Origin of the sequence: Methylobacterium sp. E-025, from assembly GCF_022829705.1 — a bacterium.
In the GTDB taxonomy this organism is placed as follows: Bacteria; Pseudomonadota; Alphaproteobacteria; order Rhizobiales; family Beijerinckiaceae; genus Methylobacterium.
This window is the reverse complement of the sequence record NZ_JAKSYR010000154.1, coordinates 29,430-44,112: the sequence shown is the minus strand read 5'-3', so window position 1 is coordinate 44,112 and position 14,683 is coordinate 29,430. Positions and strand designations below refer to the sequence as shown.

14 protein-coding genes and 1 pseudogene are annotated in these 14,683 nt (G+C 72.4%); 7 read left to right on the top strand and 8 right to left on the bottom strand.

The window, feature by feature from the left end; all coding sequences use genetic code 11:
- Positions 1-143 (top strand): annotated as a pseudogene (locus tag MKK64_RS22965) (sugar nucleotide-binding protein); the annotation flags it as partial.
- Positions 140-1,018: a glucose-1-phosphate thymidylyltransferase RfbA gene (gene rfbA / locus MKK64_RS22960; RefSeq protein ID WP_243937701.1), complete on the top strand. Its 879-nt coding sequence runs from the start codon at positions 140-142 to the stop codon at positions 1,016-1,018. The pseudogene MKK64_RS22965 and the gene rfbA, both read left to right, overlap by 4 nt.
- Before the next feature lie 30 nt (positions 1,019-1,048).
- Here rfbA and MKK64_RS22955 read toward each other — a convergent pair whose 3' ends face one another.
- Positions 1,049-1,321 carry a hypothetical protein gene (locus MKK64_RS22955; RefSeq protein ID WP_147729422.1) on the bottom strand — a complete coding sequence of 91 codons (273 nt, stop codon included), beginning with the start codon at positions 1,319-1,321 and terminating at the stop codon, positions 1,049-1,051.
- Between the two features lie 183 nt (positions 1,322-1,504).
- Between MKK64_RS22955 and MKK64_RS22950 the strand changes: the two genes are divergently transcribed.
- The 4 genes from MKK64_RS22950 to MKK64_RS22935 all read left to right on the top strand — a co-directional run bounded on the left by MKK64_RS22950 (position 1,505) and on the right by MKK64_RS22935 (position 6,070).
- A complete protein-coding gene (locus MKK64_RS22950; protein ID WP_147729421.1) occupies positions 1,505-2,596 on the top strand; it encodes an OpgC family protein in 1,092 nt (363 codons plus the stop codon).
- An 11-nt stretch (positions 2,597-2,607) separates the two neighbouring features.
- A complete protein-coding gene (locus tag MKK64_RS22945; RefSeq protein ID WP_243933955.1) occupies positions 2,608-3,507 on the top strand; it encodes an SGNH/GDSL hydrolase family protein in 900 nt (299 codons plus the stop codon).
- A gap of 95 nt (positions 3,508-3,602) precedes the next feature.
- A complete protein-coding gene (locus MKK64_RS22940; RefSeq protein ID WP_147729723.1) occupies positions 3,603-4,949 on the top strand; it encodes a lipopolysaccharide biosynthesis protein in 1,347 nt (448 codons plus the stop codon).
- A complete protein-coding gene (locus MKK64_RS22935) occupies positions 4,946-6,070 on the top strand; it encodes a GNAT family N-acetyltransferase (protein ID WP_243937699.1) in 1,125 nt (374 codons plus the stop codon). Before MKK64_RS22940 ends, MKK64_RS22935 begins: the two co-directional genes overlap by 4 nt.
- 63 nt (positions 6,071-6,133) lie before the next feature.
- Here the strand turns inward: MKK64_RS22935 and MKK64_RS22930 are convergent, their stop codons facing one another.
- The 4 genes from MKK64_RS22930 to MKK64_RS22915 form a co-directional block, all read right to left on the bottom strand.
- Positions 6,134-6,577 carry a hypothetical protein gene (locus tag MKK64_RS22930; RefSeq protein ID WP_243937698.1) on the bottom strand — a complete coding sequence of 148 codons (444 nt, stop codon included), beginning with the start codon at positions 6,575-6,577 and terminating at the stop codon, positions 6,134-6,136.
- Positions 6,578-6,644: 67 nt separating this feature from the next.
- Positions 6,645-6,965, bottom strand: coding sequence for a c-type cytochrome (locus tag MKK64_RS22925; protein ID WP_147728826.1), 321 nt, complete (start codon positions 6,963-6,965; stop codon positions 6,645-6,647).
- Between the two features lie 133 nt (positions 6,966-7,098).
- Entirely contained in the window at positions 7,099-8,394 is a 1,296-nt protein-coding gene (locus tag MKK64_RS22920; protein WP_243937696.1) for a PQQ-dependent sugar dehydrogenase, read from the bottom strand.
- Between the two features lie 148 nt (positions 8,395-8,542).
- Complete coding sequence (locus MKK64_RS22915; protein WP_243937689.1) at positions 8,543-10,045, bottom strand: NAD(P)/FAD-dependent oxidoreductase; 1,503 nt, start codon at positions 10,043-10,045, stop codon at positions 8,543-8,545.
- Positions 10,046-10,214: 169 nt separating this feature from the next.
- On the opposite strand from MKK64_RS22915, the gene MKK64_RS22910 reads away from it, so the two are divergent.
- On the top strand, positions 10,215-12,005 hold the full coding sequence (locus MKK64_RS22910; protein ID WP_243937687.1) for a hypothetical protein: 1,791 nt from the start codon (positions 10,215-10,217) through the stop codon (positions 12,003-12,005).
- Between the two features lie 74 nt (positions 12,006-12,079).
- Here the strand turns inward: MKK64_RS22910 and MKK64_RS22905 are convergent, their stop codons facing one another.
- Genes MKK64_RS22905 through MKK64_RS22895 form a run of 3 tightly spaced genes read right to left on the bottom strand, consistent with a single transcriptional unit; the run spans position 12,080 to position 14,648 of the window.
- Complete coding sequence (locus MKK64_RS22905; protein WP_409567380.1) at positions 12,080-12,466, bottom strand: hypothetical protein; 387 nt, start codon at positions 12,464-12,466, stop codon at positions 12,080-12,082.
- Positions 12,463-14,163 carry a S10 family peptidase gene (locus tag MKK64_RS22900; RefSeq protein ID WP_243937685.1) on the bottom strand — a complete coding sequence of 567 codons (1,701 nt, stop codon included), beginning with the start codon at positions 14,161-14,163 and terminating at the stop codon, positions 12,463-12,465. The genes MKK64_RS22905 and MKK64_RS22900 overlap by 4 nt, the downstream gene beginning before the upstream one ends.
- A gap of 32 nt (positions 14,164-14,195) precedes the next feature.
- The gene (locus tag MKK64_RS22895) at positions 14,196-14,648 is read right to left on the bottom strand and encodes a DNA polymerase III subunit chi (protein ID WP_243937683.1); all 453 of its coding nucleotides are present in this window, start codon (positions 14,646-14,648) and stop codon (positions 14,196-14,198) included.
- Positions 14,649-14,683 lie beyond the last annotated feature (35 nt).

The following is a 14,683-nucleotide window of genomic DNA, read 5'->3' as shown; positions in this document are numbered from 1 at the left end:
CGGCCCGGCGGCCGGCGAACTCGGCGCTCTCGACCGAGAGCCTGAACGCCGCCTACGGCATCGCGATGCGGCCGTGGCAACAAGCTCTCGACACCATTCTCGACCGCCTGATCGGGCCGGTCACAACGGAGGCCTTCCGATGAAGGGCATCATCCTGGCCGGCGGCTCCGGCACGCGGCTGCATCCGGCGACGCTGTCGATCAACAAGCAGCTGCTGCCGGTCTACGACAAGCCGATGATCTACTACCCGGTCTCGGTGCTGATGCTGGCCGGCATCCGCGAGATCCTGATCATCTCGAGCCCCGAGCACCTCGACAACTACAAGCGCCTGTTCGGCACCGGCGAGCAGTTCGGGCTGCGCTTCGCCTACGCGGTGCAGCCGAGGCCCGAGGGGCTGGCGCAGGCCTTCCTCATCGGCCGTGAGTTCGTCGGCGAGGACGACGTGGCGCTGATCCTCGGCGACAACCTGTTCTTCGGCGCCGGCATGAGCGACCTGCTGGCGCGCGCCGCCGAGCGCAAGGCGGGGGCGACGGTGTTCGCCTACCACGTCGACAACCCGCAGGCCTACGGCGTGGTCACGCTCGACGCGGCCGGGCGGCCGTTGCGGCTGGTCGAGAAGCCGGCCGAGCCGGAATCGACCTGGGCGGTGACCGGCCTGTACTTCTACGACAATCAGGTGCTCGACATCGCCGCCGCGGTGACGCCCTCGGCGCGGGGCGAGCTCGAGATCACCTCGGTCAACGAGGCCTATCTCGAGCGCGGCCAGCTCCACGTCGAGAAAATGTCCCGCGGCTACGCCTGGCTCGACACCGGCACGCACGACAGCCTGCTGGAGGCCTCCGAGTTCGTGCGCACGATCCAGCACCGCCAGGGGCTGCAGGTCGCCTGCCTGGAGGAGATCGCGTTCGAGCAGGGCTTCATCGGCCACGAGCAACTCGTCGCCCGCGGCGAGCTGTTCAAGAAGACCGCCTACGGACAGAACCTATTGCGATTGGCACGCGAGAACCCGGCGGCGTGAACTCGGGTTCAGTGAACCGCCGGGCCGCCGTCACTGCTTGCTGCAGCCGATGCAGATGCCGCGCATGAGCTGATCGTCCTTCTTCTCGTTGGCCGTCCGCGTCTCCCGGTCGCCCAATCTGCCCTCGCCGGCGGCGCCCGGGCGCGGAACGGTCTGGCCGACGCTCGAGGTGTTCGGCGCGGTGATCGTCGTGGTCGGCCCGCCGCCCGTGCCCGTCTGGGCCTGGGCGAGCGCTTGGCCCGACCATGACGCGGCCACAGCGGCGGCGAGGGCGAAAGCGGAAATTCCGTGGGTTCTGGACATCGTCGGCTCCTTGTCCCGGCGTAACGCGGGCGACGGCGTGTCGGTTCGACCCGCGGGGCGGGGCGTCTGCGGCGCACCTTTGCAGTCGGGCCTGCGCCGCCGTATCAGGACCGGCCTTCGCCGCGTCGCGACGCGCCGCCGGCGGACGAACCCGCACGCCGAACTTCCGGAGCCGACACCGCGATGCGGGAACCGAACGCGATCGATTTCTGGCGCGGGCTCGCCCTGGTCACGATCTTCATCAATCACGTCCCCGGCAACACCTTCGAGCGCTACACCTACTCGCAGTACGGCATCTCGGACGCGGCCGAGCTGTTCGTGTTCCTGGCCGGCTGGTCGATCGGCATCGCCACCCGCGGCCGCGACGGCACGCCCGAGCCGCGGCTGCGCTCGGTGCTGCGCCTCCTGTCGCGCACCATCGAGGTCTACCGGGCGCAGCTCGCCGTGATGGTGATCGCGCTGGCGATGATCGCCGGCACCGCGCTGGTCTTCGACAACCCGCTGATCCTCGAATGGCACAATGCCGGCGGGTTCTTCGCCGACCCGATCCAAACCGTCGTCGGCATGGTGCTGCTCACCCACCAGCTCGGGTTCTTCAACATCCTGCCGCTCTACGTGGTGCTGCTCGGGATCGCCCCGGTCTTCGTGCTGATCGCCAGAGAGAGCCGGCTCCTCGCCCTCGGGCTCTCGGCCGGCCTCTACCTCGCCAGCCTCGTCGAGGAGTGGAACCTGCCGTCCTGGCCCGGGCAGGGCGACTGGTTCTTCGATCCGTGGTGCTGGCAGCTGCTCCTGGTGCTCGGCTTCGTCCTGCAGGACTGGAACCGCACCTCGGGCACGCTGCGGCTGTGGTCGCGCCGCCTGTTCCCCCTCGGGATCGCGATCGTCGTCCTCGGGATCGTGCTCTCGGTGCTGGAGATCCGCCCCGATCCGATGCTGGTCCCGGACCCGCGACTGCTGTTCAGCTTCGACAAGACCTACTTGACGCCGGCGCGCCTGTTACATTTCGTGGGCGTCCTTCTCGCATTCGGCCCGGTCTACGGTATCATCGCGCCCCGCATCCCCTTGATTGTCGGGTATCTTGCGAGCCTGGGCCGGAATTCCCTGGCCGTGTTCTCCATGGGATCGATCTTGAGCCTCGGCGGCCAGCTCCTGCGCTTTCGGACCGGCGGCGGATTGATCGTCGACATGATCGTGCTCGCCGTCGGCATCGTCGGCCTCGGCGCGACCGCATGGTTCGTGGAATGGCGCGGCCGAAAAGTCCGGGTGGCGTCGTGAGGGCCGCCGCGATGCGCCGGATCGCCGCCGCCCTGCTCCTCGGCCTCATCGCGAGCGCCCCCGCGGATGCGCAGGACGCCCCTCGCGAGGCCGCGCCCCGGTCGAGCGGCGCTCCCATGATCGTGTCCCCGCCCTCCGGCGCCGCGGCCAAGGAGGCGGAGCCCGCCGATCCCAGCCTGTCGCCCGAATGCCGCGTGCCGGGCTCGCAGCTCTACACGCTGGCCCAGCTCGAGGCGGTGAAGGCGGCGATCCTGAAGAAGCGCCCGGTGCGGGTGCTCGCCATCGGCGGCAATGCCGCGCCCGGCGCGTCCGCGACCTACCCGGTCAAGCTCGAGACGGCGCTGGAGCGCGCGATGCCCAACGTCGACGTGGTGATGGAGTATCGCGGCCTCCAGGGCGAGATCGCCTCGGGCGCGGCGGAGCGCCTGCGCAGCATGGTGGCCGACGTCGAGCCGGACCTCGTGATCTGGCAGGTGGGTACCCACGACGCCCTCGCCCGGGTCGAGCTCGACGCCTTCACCGACGCCCTCACAGAGACCGTGAGGTGGATCAAGTCGCACGACATCGACGTGGTCCTGGTCGATCCGCTCTACACCGCCAGCCTTGCCGCCGACGCGTACTACACCAGCATCGTCCAGTCGGTGCGCACCGTGGCGACGAGTGAGAAGGTGCCGCTGGTGCTGCGCTACGACGCGATGCGCTACCTCGCCGGGCGCAGCGACAAGGGCGAGGGCCACATGCTCGGCCAGCAATTCCGGCTGAACGACCTCGGCCTGCGCTGCATGGCCGAGCATGTCAGCCGGGCGATCACGCTGTCGCTGCAGCAGCCCGACGCCACCGGCAGTGCGGCCGCGCCGCCGCGCGAGACGTCCGGCACCGTGGGCGCGGCGGTCGCGCCCCCCAGGCCGTGACGGCGCCGGCCCATTAACCCCGCCGCAACGGGGCCCGGGTTAGGGCTCGGGTCCGATCCGCGCGGTGCGGAACCGCGCGGTCGAGGGAGGCGGAGATGGCGGCGGCGACCCTCGGCTCGGCCGTCCGCCGCCTGCGCATCGCCGCCACCGGCCCGGCCCGCACCGCCCTCGACGTGTTCGCGATCCGCATCGCCTCGGCCGGTTTCGCCTACGGCGCGCAGGTGCTCACCGCCCGGCTGATGGGCTGGCAGGAATACGGCGTCTTCGCCACGGTCTGGGTCTGGACCGCGATGATCGGCCATTCGGTGACGCTCGGCCTGTCGCAGGGCGCCTGCCGCTTCCTGCCGGTGGACCAGGCCCGCGGCGACCTCGACCACGCCCGCGGCTACCTCGTGGCCGGCGCCGTCGCGATCGGCGGGGCGGCCCTGGCCGTCGCGCTGCTCGGAGCCGCGGTGCTGACGCTGTGGCCGGGCTGGGTCGCCGGGCCCTACCGCGCGCCGCTCCTCGTCGCGGCGCTCGTATTGCCGCTGTTCGCGCTCCAGGATTATCTGGAAGGCCTCGCCCGCAGCCAGAACTGGGCGGTGCTGGCGATCGCGCCGCCCTACCTGCTGCGCCAGACCGTGATGATGGTCGCGATGGTCGCCGCGATCCTGCTCGGCGCGCCGGCCGAGGCCTGGGTGGCGATGGCCTGCATGCTCGCCGCCGCGATCCTCGCCGTCGCGATCCAGGCCGGGCTGGTGCTGGCGCGGATGGCCCGCACGCTGCCCCGGGGCCCGCGCCGCTACCGCTGGCGGCACTGGCTCGGCGCCAGCCTGCCGATCGCGCTGATCGACCTGGCCAATGCCGGCTTCACCTTCGTCGACGTCGTCGTGCTCGGCTTCCTGATGCCGCCCTCCGCCGTCGGCCTGTACTTCGCCGCGACGCGGATCCAGCAGTTCGTCGTGTTCGTCCATTTCGCCGCCGTCGCCGCCACCGCGCAGCGCTTCAGCGCGGCGCACGCGGTCGGCGACCGGGACACGCTCGCCTGGCTGGTGCGCCTGCAGGGCCGCGGCACGTTGGCCGCCACCGCCCTGGTGGCGCTCGGGGTCGTCGCCGCGAGCCCGCTGCTGCTGGCGATGTTCGGGCCGCAATTCTCCGACAGCATCCCGATCCTCGCGGTGCTGGCCGCCGGCAGCGTCGCGGCGAGCCTGTTCGGCCCGGGCGAGGACCTGTTGACCATGCTCGGCGGCGAGCGGCTCTGCGCCGGCATCACGCTGGCGATGCTGGCGGTGGCGGTCGGCGCCTGCCTCGTCCTCGTGCCGCCGCTCGGGGTGATCGGGGCGGCGCTGGGGATGGCGCTGACCACGGTCCTGCGGGCCGGCATCCTGGCGCTGGCGGCGCGGCGCGTTCACGGCCTCGCGACCCCGGTCTGGGCCGGCCTTTTCGCGATGGGCGCCCGATGATCCGGGTCGCATCGCCCGTCCCCGCGATCGAGGCCGGGCCGTCCGACGCGCCGCGTCCCGAAGAATGGGACGACCTGTTCGGCCGCGCGCGGGCGCCGCATCCGCATTACGCGCGCCACGTCGTCGAAGCGCACCAGCGGGCGGGCCTCGCCGCCGAGGCCCTGCGTTTCGTCACCGTCCGCCGCGGGGGACGGCTCGAGGCCGCCCTGCCCTACCGGATGGTGCGCGATCTCAGCGGCCTCGGCGGGGGCGTCGCGCGGCCCTTCCTCTCGCCCTTCGTCACCGCGACGGCGCCCCTCGTCGCCGACGGGCCGGATGCGGTGTTCGACGGCCTCGTCGCGGGCCTCGGCGCGGCCTCGGGCGGGCGGGCCTGGCGCTGGCCGCTGCTGTCCCTCGACGGGCCGGCCGGTGCCGGGCTCGTCGCCGCCATGGACCGCGCCGGCTGGCGCCGGGCCACGGTGGCCGCCTTTGAGCGCCCGGTGCTCGACCGGCGCCCGAGCCACGACGCCTTCCTCGCCGGCCACCCGCACAGGGCCCGCCTGAAGGACCTGCGCCGCCGCGCCAAGCGCTTGAGCGAGGCCGGCGCGGTGACGTTCGAGACGGTGGCCTCCGGCCCGGGCCTGGAGCGGGCGGTCGCCGCCTTCCTCGCGCTGGAGCGCGCGGGCTGGAAGGGCGCGGCCGGCTCGGCGATGGCCTGTCGCCCGGAGCACGCGGCCTTCGCGCGCGCGCTGTTCGGGCCGACGCACGGGCCCGTCGGGGCGCGCGCCGACATCCTGGCCGTCGACGGCAGGCCGGTCGCGATCAGCCTCGCGCTCACCGGCGGCGGCACCACGACGCTGCTGAAGACCGCCTACGACGAGGACCGGCGCGCCTGCGCCCCGGGCCTGCTGCTCGAAGCCGAGATCGTGCGCGCCTGCCACGAGACCGCCTTCGCCGACCGGCTTGATTCGGCGACGCTCGCGGGCTCGGCCCTGGAAAGCCTGTATCGCGAGCGCGAGCGCGTCGCCGAGATCATCGCGATGCCGCCGGGCCGCGACGCGCTCTCGCTGGAGCGGCGCGTCCGCCTCGCCCGCTTCGAGCACCGCGCCCGCGACGCGGCGCGGCGGCGCCTCGGCCGCTGAGGCGTCTTCTTTGCAGTCGCGTTTTCTTCACGCGATCCGGCCTGCATCGCGCTCGAAAACGCGTCAAGCGCGCCGGCGGCGCCGGCCATCGAAGAAGGCGGGGTCCGTCAGCCCGGCGGCGAGCACGCCGAACAGCCCGAGATGCAGGCCGAGCGCGGCGACGCCGACGCTCTGCAGCGACCACAGCGCGAGGGCGCCGCCCGCCATCAGCGCCGGGCCCGCGACGTAGGCGCCCCCCCGCCAGCCCGAGGCCGGGTGTCCGAGGCGCCACCAGCACGCGGCGAGCGCCATCGCGGCGAAGCCGCCCTTGATCACGGCCATGGCGCGGATCACCCGCACCAGATCGGGATCGATCGTCGTCGCCGGGGCGCGCGCGACCACCAAGCCCGCGGCGGCGATTGCCAGGACGGTGCCGAGGGCGAGCAGCCCGCGCGACGCCGGCATGGCCGGCCATGCGCGCTGGCGAAAGGCCGACGCCTCCGGGCGCGGCATCGTCGACGTCCACATCGGAAACCTCCGCGTCGTTCGATCGGGATAGGGCGACGGGGCGCCGGGCGAAAGCCGCCTCGGGACCTCAGCCCGGCGGGATCACCTCGATCTGCAGGCCGCCGTAATAGGCGGCGAGGTTGGCGATGTCGGCGTCCGACAGGTCCTTCGCCACGACCGACATCACCGGGTTCTGCCGCGTCCCGTCGCGGTACTCGGTCAGCGCCTTCACCAGGTAGATCTCGACTTGGCCGGCGAGGTTGGGCGCCTCCGGCAGCTTCGAGAGCCCGTCCATGCCGTGGCAGGCCTGGCAGGCGGTGGCCCGCTTGCGCCCGGCGGCGGCATCGCCCGCCTGGACGGCGACGGGCGCGAGGGCGAGGATCAGGACGAGGAGGGACGGGCGGAGCATGGGGTGACCGGAAGCATTCTCGGGGGGACTCAGACAGCGCGTGCGACGCGCTGGGCGACGCAGGCTCGGCGCGTTCTCCCTCCCCCTGCGCGGGGGAGGGAAGAGGGTGCACCACCCTCGACGGCCGATCGCCCTACCTCGCGTCGCCTTCATACGAGATCCGGTAGACCGCCCCGGCCGCGTCGTCGGAGACCAGGAGCGAGCCGTCGAGCAGCACCGCGACGTCCACGGGGCGGCCGAGATACTCGCCGTCGCCGGTCAGCCAGCCCTCGGCGAAGGGCTTGGGCGCGCCGACCTTGCCGTCGGAAACGGGCGCGAACATGATCCGCGCGCCCACCGGCTCGGTGCGGTTCCACGAGCCGTGCTCGGCGATGAAGAGGCCGCCGCGATAGGCCTGGGGGAACTGCTTGCCGTTGTAGAAGGTCAGCCCGAGATCGGCCGCGTGCGGCGGCAGCTCGGCCACCGGCGCGACCGCGTCGGCCGGCGGCGTCTGGTCCTTGTACTCGACGGTGCGGACGGCGCCGCCGCCGAACCACGGGAAGCCAAAGTTCTCGCCGGCCTTCGTCGCGTGGTTGAGCTCGCCCGGCGGCTTGTCGTCGCCCATGCCGTCGACCTGGTTGTCGGTGAACCACAGCGTCTTGTCGGCCGCGAAGTCGATGCCGACGGAGTTGCGGATGCCGGTGGCGTAGACCTCGCGGTTCTTCCCGTCGGCGTCCACGCGCACGATGCCGCCGATGCCGTGAGTGCGGTACAGCTCGAGCTTCTCCGGCGCCGGCACGTTGTAGGGCTGGCCCAGCGCGATGTAGGTCTTGCCGTCGGGCCCGACGCGGCAGACGCGGGCGGTGTGGTTGTAGCTCTCTTCCCCAGCCGGGATCAGCTCGCCCTGCTTGACGACGATGCCGGCGGCGACGTCCGGGTTCTCATAGAAGAACTCCGCCGCGGGGAAGGACAGCACCCGGTTCTGCTCGACGACCGTCAGCACGCCGTCCTTCGAGAAGCAGACGCCGTTGGGGATCTTGAAGTCGATGCCCGGCGCGAAGGCGCGGACCTCGTCGGCGACCCGGTCCTTGTCGCGGTCGGTGACGGTATAGACCTTGGTCTTGCGGGTGCCGACGAACAGCACGCCGGCATTGGGGCCGACCGCGATCGAGCGGGCGTCGGGCACGATCGCGTAGAGGTCGATCTTGAAGCCCTCGGGCAGCTTGATCCTGCCGAGCGTCTTGCGGATGGCGTCGGCCTTGCGCCCGGTTTGCGGGATCTCGGGCGCGGGCGCCGTGTTCGTGCTCTTGAAGCCCTGCAGCTTCTCCAGGTCGTCCGCCTTCGCCTTGGTCTCGGCGGGGGACGCGCCCTGCGCCAGGGCGGAGGTCGCGAATCCCGAGGTCGCGACGGCCGCGCTCGACAGGAGCGCGGCGAGAATCACCGATCGCATGGGGACCGATCGCATGGGGCTTGCCTCCCGAAACCGCCCCTGCAACCGGGCGTTGGCGGGGAGTGTATGCCGCGCGCCGGCATCGGCAAGGCCGCGTCGTGACGCGGCCGCATCACTGTCTTGGCAAACGCCCCTCGCCCCTGTCGCCTCAGGCGACCTTGCGCGGCACCAGCCGCTCGCTGCCGAGGGCGGCCTGCGCCCCCGAGATTCCGGCCTCGGTGTACTCGGCATCCTCGTTGACCCGCCAGACGTCGTGGCGGCGATGGCCCGCGACGATGTTCTCGACGGTGAGCATCGCCGTCATCATCGCGTGGTCCTGGTTGTTGTACTTGTGCATGCCGTTGCGGCCGACGAGGTGCAGCGTCGGGAAGTCCCGCTCCAGCTCCACCCGCACCAGCGCGACGTTCTCGGCATAGGTCTCGTCGTAGACCGGGTAAGCCTTGGGCTGGCGCACGACGCAGGCGTCGACCACGTCGGCCGGGTCGATCAGGCCGATCTGCCCGATCTCGCGCTTGGCCAGGGCGACGAGGTCGGCGTCGCTCGCGGTCCAGAGGCCGTCGCCCTCGAAGCAGAAATATTCGAGCCCGAGGCAGGTATGGGCCTCGTCGGGCACCATCTCGGGCGACCACGAGCGGAAGTTCTGCACCCGCCCGACCTGCACCGAGGGATCGTGGATGTAGATCCAGTTGTCGGGGAAGTTCTTCTGCGACTTGGCGATCAGCGCCACCGTGACGAAGTCGCGATACTGCAGCGCGCGCGCCTGGAAGGTGCTGATCGGCCGCGGCGTGATCGCGTCCACGAGCTCGCGCACCGGCGCCGAGGAGATCACGTGGCGCGCGGTGAAGGTCTCGCGCGTGCCGTCGCCGCGGACCGCCGCGACGCGCCACAGGCCGGCAGCGGGGTCGAACGACAGGCCGTCGACGCCGCGGTCGAGCAGAACCCTGCCGCCCTGCGCGGCGATCTTCTCCGCCGCCGCCTCCCACATCATGCCGGGGCCGCGGCGGGGATAGCGGAACGACTCGATCAGCGTCTTGATCACCGGCTCGCCGGCCTTGGGCTTCGCCCGGATCCCGAGCGAGCGCTTCAGCGCGTCGCGGATGGCGGCGCCGAGGTCGAGGCCCTTGATGCGCTGCGCGGCCCAGTCGGCCGAGATCGCGTCGCAGGACATGCCCCAGACCTTCTCGGTGTAGGTCTTGAAGAAGATCGAGAACAGCTTCTCGCCGAACTGGTTGCGGACCCAGCCGTGAAAGTGCTTCGGCGCGGCGATCGGCCGGGCGCGGGCGTAGAGGTAGGACAGCACGCAGGCGGTGCTGGTGAGCAGCCCGAGATTGCGCAGGGCCTCGAAGGCCTTCAGCGGGTAGGCGTAGTACTTGCCCTGGTAGTAGATCCGCGACAGGCGCGGCCGCTCGATGAAGTCGTCGGGCAGGAGCTCGTCCCAGAGGTCGATCACGGCCTTCGATTTCGAAAAGAAGCGGTGGCCGCCGATGTCGAACAGGTAGCCGTTGTGGCTCACCGTGCGCGAGATGCCGCCGACCTGGGTCGAGTCGCGCTCCAGCACGGTGACGTCGCGGCCCTGCTTCGACAGCAGGTAGGCCGCGGTGAGCCCGGCGGGGCCGCCGCCGATCACCATCGTCTCGGTGTGATGACTCATCCGCTGCCCCGGCCTGCTTCTGCGTCCGCGCACCTTGCGCCCGGTGTGGTTAAGGAAACCTGCCAGGCCGACGCTCTTGACTGCCCGTTAAGCGCATTCGCGGCAGGGTCGCGCGAGCGGAACGAGACCCGCCGCGGCCGGAGCGGCCGGCGGGCACCGGAGAGGCGCGATGGCGGCCACAGCTTCGTTTTCGGCCGGGAAGCCGGCACGCCTCGATGCGGGGACGATCCTGTGGCTGCTGGTGCTCTTCTGCGCGGTCACGCTGTATCCGCCGGGCGACGTGATCGAGACGATCCGGCACCTGCGCGTGCCCGACACCGACGACGCGATGCGCCTCGTCGAGGCGCGCGACCTCGCCGCCGGCCAGGGCTGGTACGACAACGTCCAGTACCGCTTCCTGCCGCCGGGCGGCGTGCCGAGCCACTGGTCGCGCCTGCTCGACGCACCGCTGGCCGGCCTTCTCCTAGCACTGACGCCCCTGCTCGGCTCCGGGCTCGCCGAGGGGATCGTCGCGGCGTTCTGGCCGCCGCTGCTGCTCGCGGTCTACGCCGCGGTGCTGTGGACCGGCGTGCGTACGACCTTCGGCAAGCGGGCGGCGGTGCTGGCGCTGTTCGCTGCAACGCAGACCTTCGGCGTCACCGTGCAGTTCGCCGCCGGCCGGATCGACCACCACGACGTGCAGATGATCGCGATTCTCGGGATGGCGACGGCCCTGATCCGCGGCGGTGCCCGGGCCGGGTGTGCGGCCGGGGCGCTCGCGGCCCTCTCCCTGGCGATCGGCCTCGAAGGCCTGCCCTCCGTCGCGCTCGGGGCGCTGTTCGTGGTCGGCGACTGGGTCTTCCGCGGGCGACCGGCCCTGCCCTGCTTCCTCGGCTTCGGCCTCGGGATCGGGCTTGCGGCGCCGCTCCTGTTCGGGGCGCAGACCGCACCGCATCTCTGGACCGCCACCGCCTGCGACGCGCTCTCGCCGCCCTGGCTCTGGCTGGCGAGCGGCGGCGGGGCGGCCGCGCTCGCCTGCGCGGGGCTCGACCGGCGGCTCGGCTCGATCGGGGCGCGCGTCGCGGTCGTCGCGACGATCGGCGCGATCCTCGTCGGCGGCTTCGTCCTGCTGTTCCCGGTGTGCCTCGGCGGCCCCTTTCCAGGGATGACGCCGCTGGTCCGGGACCGCTGGCTGCTCATGGTCAACGAGATGGCCTCGGTTCCGAAGTTCGTCGCTCGCAGGCAGTACGAGATTCTGGTCTACTATCCCGTCCTGGTGCTGGCGGCGCTCGCCGCCTCCTGGGCGGCGTTCCGGGGGGCGCCCGCGCACCGGCGCGCCTACGGCGTCGCGGCCATGCTGCTTTGGCCGGGCCTCGTCATCGGCTGGTTCCAGTTCCGCGGGATCTACGTCGCCTCCGGGCTGATCCCGTTCGTGGCGGGGCCGGCGCTCGACCGCGCCCACGCGCTGGCGAGCGACCGCGCCGCGCCGCCGCGTCAACGCGCCGGCCTCGCCGCCCTAGGCATCGCGATGATCAGCACAGCCTGGATGATCCCGGCGGTCCTCGCCGGCCTGGTCGAGGAGAGCGGGGCCTCGGCGGCGACCGCCAAGTCCTTTGCCTGCCAGGACGACGCCGCGGTGACGCCGCTCGCCGCGCTGCCCGCCGGAACGGTGCTCGCGCCGATCATCATGGGACCGTCGATCCTGATGCGGACGCCGCACGCGGTGGTCGCGGCGCCCTATCACCGGGCGATCCCGGGGCTTACCGCCGCGATCGAGGGTCTTGGCGGCAGCGAGGCCGACCTGCGCCGGCATGTGGCGGCGCACGGCGTCCGCTACGTCATCGTCTGCCGCACGCGGCCGAGCCAGGGCCTCGACGGCGCCGCCTTCGCCACGCGCCTCGCCCGCGGCGACGTGCAGGCCGACTGGCTCGAGCCGCTGCCCGTCGGCGGCGACGTGCTGAAGGTCTGGCGGGTGCGATAGCCCAGGGTTCGACCGGGTCCCGTCGCCCCCCTGCCTTCATAGCGGTCGTGACACGGAGGCGCGCCTTCGGCGGCCTACTTCACCACGCGGTCGAGCTTGTTGTTGACGAAGAAGTACAGCTCCTTCGCGCCGGGCTCGGTGTAGAGCACCTGGACCTCGCGGCCGGCGCGGCCTTCCCCGACCAGCACGTCCACCGGCGGGCGGCCCTTCAGCCGCACGAGGTCGCACTCGCCGATGCCCGGCTCGATCGCGGCGGCGCTCGCCGGGGCCGGACCGGTGCAGGATCCGTCCGGCGCGAGCACCGGGCCGGTGAAGGTCGCCGCCGCGGGCACGCGCGGCGGGATTGGCACGATCTCCGAGGGCGCGGGCGGGGGCGTCCGCTCGGTCACGGTGCAGGCGCCGAGGAGGGCGGCCGCGATCAGGCCGGCGCCGGCGAGGGTCCGCAGATCTGGCAACGTCACGGCGCCTCCTTGCGCTGCGGGTTCGGGGCCGTCGCCTCGCGCGCCTTCAGCGCGGCGGCGTAGAGGGCGGAGACGTCGCGCTTGAACGCCGCCCGGGCATCGGGGCGGGAATAGAACATGTGCCCGCCGGGGTACACCGCCAGCGAGAGCCGCGGCTCCGCCCCGTAGGACGGGATCTGGTCGATCAGCAGCTTGGAGGCGAAGTACGGCGTCACCAGGTCGGTGAAGCCGTGCGCCACCAGCACGCGGACGTTGCCGTCGAGCGCCAGCACGCCGCGCAAGGCGCCGACCGCCTCCGGCGCGGAGCGGCCGCCGCCCCAGCTCCAGCCTCGGTTCACGGCCGTGTTCAGGAGCTCGTAGCGCAGGTTCGTCACCCGCCAGTTCAGCGTCTTCGTGTAGAGGTCGATCATCGCGCTGGTGAGCGGCGCCTGGAGCGCGGTGAGCAGCGGGTCGTCGAAGCCGGAATGCGCCGCGGTCGGGTCGGGGTCCCATCCCGAGACGCCGGTGTCGTAGGCGCTGGCGACGCGGCCCGACGCGCGGTCGACCTCGCGCTGGACGCTGCTCGAGGACAGCCGGCCGCCCTGCGCCTTGACGAAGGCCGGGTCGAGCCCGGTCAGCGCGGCGACGCGCTCGGTCAGGCGCGCCACCGCCGGCGCGTCGTCGGGCCCCTTGAGCAGGTCGGCGAGGTAGGCACCGGTGGCGTAGCGCTCGGTGTCGGCCAGGGTCTCGCGGGTCGGCACGGTGCCGGCCCGCTCCAGGGCGCCGGCCGCGTAGGAGGGCAGCCGCAGAACGTTGCCCCAGGGGTTGGCGCGCGGGGGCGCCAGGGTGCCGAAATCGAGCACCGGCGACAGCAGCACGAGGCCCGACAGGCCGACGCCGATATCCTCCTGCAGCTTGGCCGCGATGAGCGGTCCCCGGAAGCCGCCGTAGCTCTCGCCGACGTAGAATTTCGGGTCGCCCATCCGGGTGTTGACGCGCAGGTAGCGGGCGATCGCCGCCGACAGCACCGAGGCGTCCGACTCCACGCTCCAATACGCCTTGCCGTCGCCGTCCGCGGCGCGGCTGTAGCCGGTGCCGACCGGGTCGATGAAGACGAGGTCGGTGAAGTCGAGCCAGGTGCCGTCGTTCGGCACCAGCGCGACCGAGCGCGACGGGCTGATGCTCGCGCCGTCGGCCGGCAGGCGCCACGGCCCGATCGCGCCGATGTTCAGGTAGGCGGAGGCCGCCCCCGGCCCGCCGTTGATCGCGAAGGTGATCGGCCGCACCGTCCCGGCCGCCGCGGGCCGGGTGTAGGCGACGAAGGCGATCTCGGCCTGCAGCTTGCCCGATTCGTCGACCAGCGGCAGGCTGCCCGCGGTCGCTGTGAAATCGAGCTTCTGGCCGTTGGGAAGCGTGACGCTCTGCTCGGTGGTGACGTCGGGCGGGAGCTTCTTTCCCTCCGGCGCGCGCGCCTCGGTGGGCCCGCGCTGCGGCGCCTGAGCCGTCGCCGCAAGCGGAACGATCGCGAAGAGAAGCGCGACGAGTGCCGCGAACCCCCTCCCCCCTCTGCGGGGGAGGGTGGCCCTCGCGTCAGCGAGGGCCGGGAGAGGGGCGCGACCTCTTCGGATACGGCGCTCCCCTCTCCCCCTCTGCTCCGCAGGGTACCCGCCCCCGCAAAGGGGAGAGGGAAGAACGCGCGCCATTTTCATGATCGGCATGGTCGGTCCTGCATTCCAGTCGCGGGGGAGCGTCACGCCTTCTTCAGCCAGCGGCCGCCGTCGTCCTGCTGCCAGTAGGCGACCGCGTGGCCGGCGGCCTTGGCGGCCTTCCACTGCTCGCGGGCGCGCAGGAGCGCATCCTGGTCGGTGCCGTCGAACAGCACGCAGATCCGCTCGTAGTCGCCCGCATCCGGCGGCAGGTCCGCGCCCTCGACGAGGAAGCGGATCGCGGCGGCGTTGGGGTTGGTGTCGCGCAAGGTCAGCACCACCGGCTGGCTCGCCACGTCGGGCTCGCGATCGGTGCCGTGGGGCAGAAAGCTGTCGTCGCGGAAGGTCCAAAGGTAATCGTCCAGCGCCTGGAGCCGTTCCTCGCTCGCCGCCTGGATCGCCGCCTGCCAGCCGCGCTCGCGCGACTTCTCGACGAGGTTCGGCAGCACCGCTTCGAGCGGCTGGTTCTGGAGGTGGTAGAAGAGGATGTCCGTCACGCCCGCTCAGATAGGCCGGTGGGCGCGCTTTGCAC

Bases quoted from the DNA above. Each gene is read 5' to 3' on its own strand.
- MKK64_RS22945 (WP_243933955.1), top strand. From the start codon at position 2,608: ATGCGCCGGATCGCCGCCGCCCTGCTCCTCGGCCTCATCGCGAGCGCC.
- MKK64_RS22955 (WP_147729422.1), bottom strand. From the start codon at position 1,321: ATGTCCAGAACCCACGGAATTTCCGCTTTCGCCCTCGCCGCCGCTGTG.
- MKK64_RS22950 (WP_147729421.1), top strand. From the start codon at position 1,505: ATGCGGGAACCGAACGCGATCGATTTCTGGCGCGGGCTCGCCCTGGTC.
- MKK64_RS22900 (WP_243937685.1), bottom strand. From the start codon at position 14,163: ATGCCGATCATGAAAATGGCGCGCGTTCTTCCCTCTCCCCTTTGCGGG.
- MKK64_RS22940 (WP_147729723.1), top strand. From the start codon at position 3,603: ATGGCGGCGGCGACCCTCGGCTCGGCCGTCCGCCGCCTGCGCATCGCC.
- MKK64_RS22925 (WP_147728826.1), bottom strand. From the start codon at position 6,965: ATGCTCCGCCCGTCCCTCCTCGTCCTGATCCTCGCCCTCGCGCCCGTC.
- MKK64_RS22920 (WP_243937696.1), bottom strand. From the start codon at position 8,394: ATGCGATCGGTGATTCTCGCCGCGCTCCTGTCGAGCGCGGCCGTCGCG.
- MKK64_RS22910 (WP_243937687.1), top strand. From the start codon at position 10,215: ATGGCGGCCACAGCTTCGTTTTCGGCCGGGAAGCCGGCACGCCTCGAT.
- MKK64_RS22930 (WP_243937698.1), bottom strand. From the start codon at position 6,577: ATGTGGACGTCGACGATGCCGCGCCCGGAGGCGTCGGCCTTTCGCCAG.
- rfbA (WP_243937701.1), top strand. From the start codon at position 140: ATGAAGGGCATCATCCTGGCCGGCGGCTCCGGCACGCGGCTGCATCCG.
- MKK64_RS22915 (WP_243937689.1), bottom strand. From the start codon at position 10,045: ATGAGTCATCACACCGAGACGATGGTGATCGGCGGCGGCCCCGCCGGG.
- MKK64_RS22935 (WP_243937699.1), top strand. From the start codon at position 4,946: ATGATCCGGGTCGCATCGCCCGTCCCCGCGATCGAGGCCGGGCCGTCC.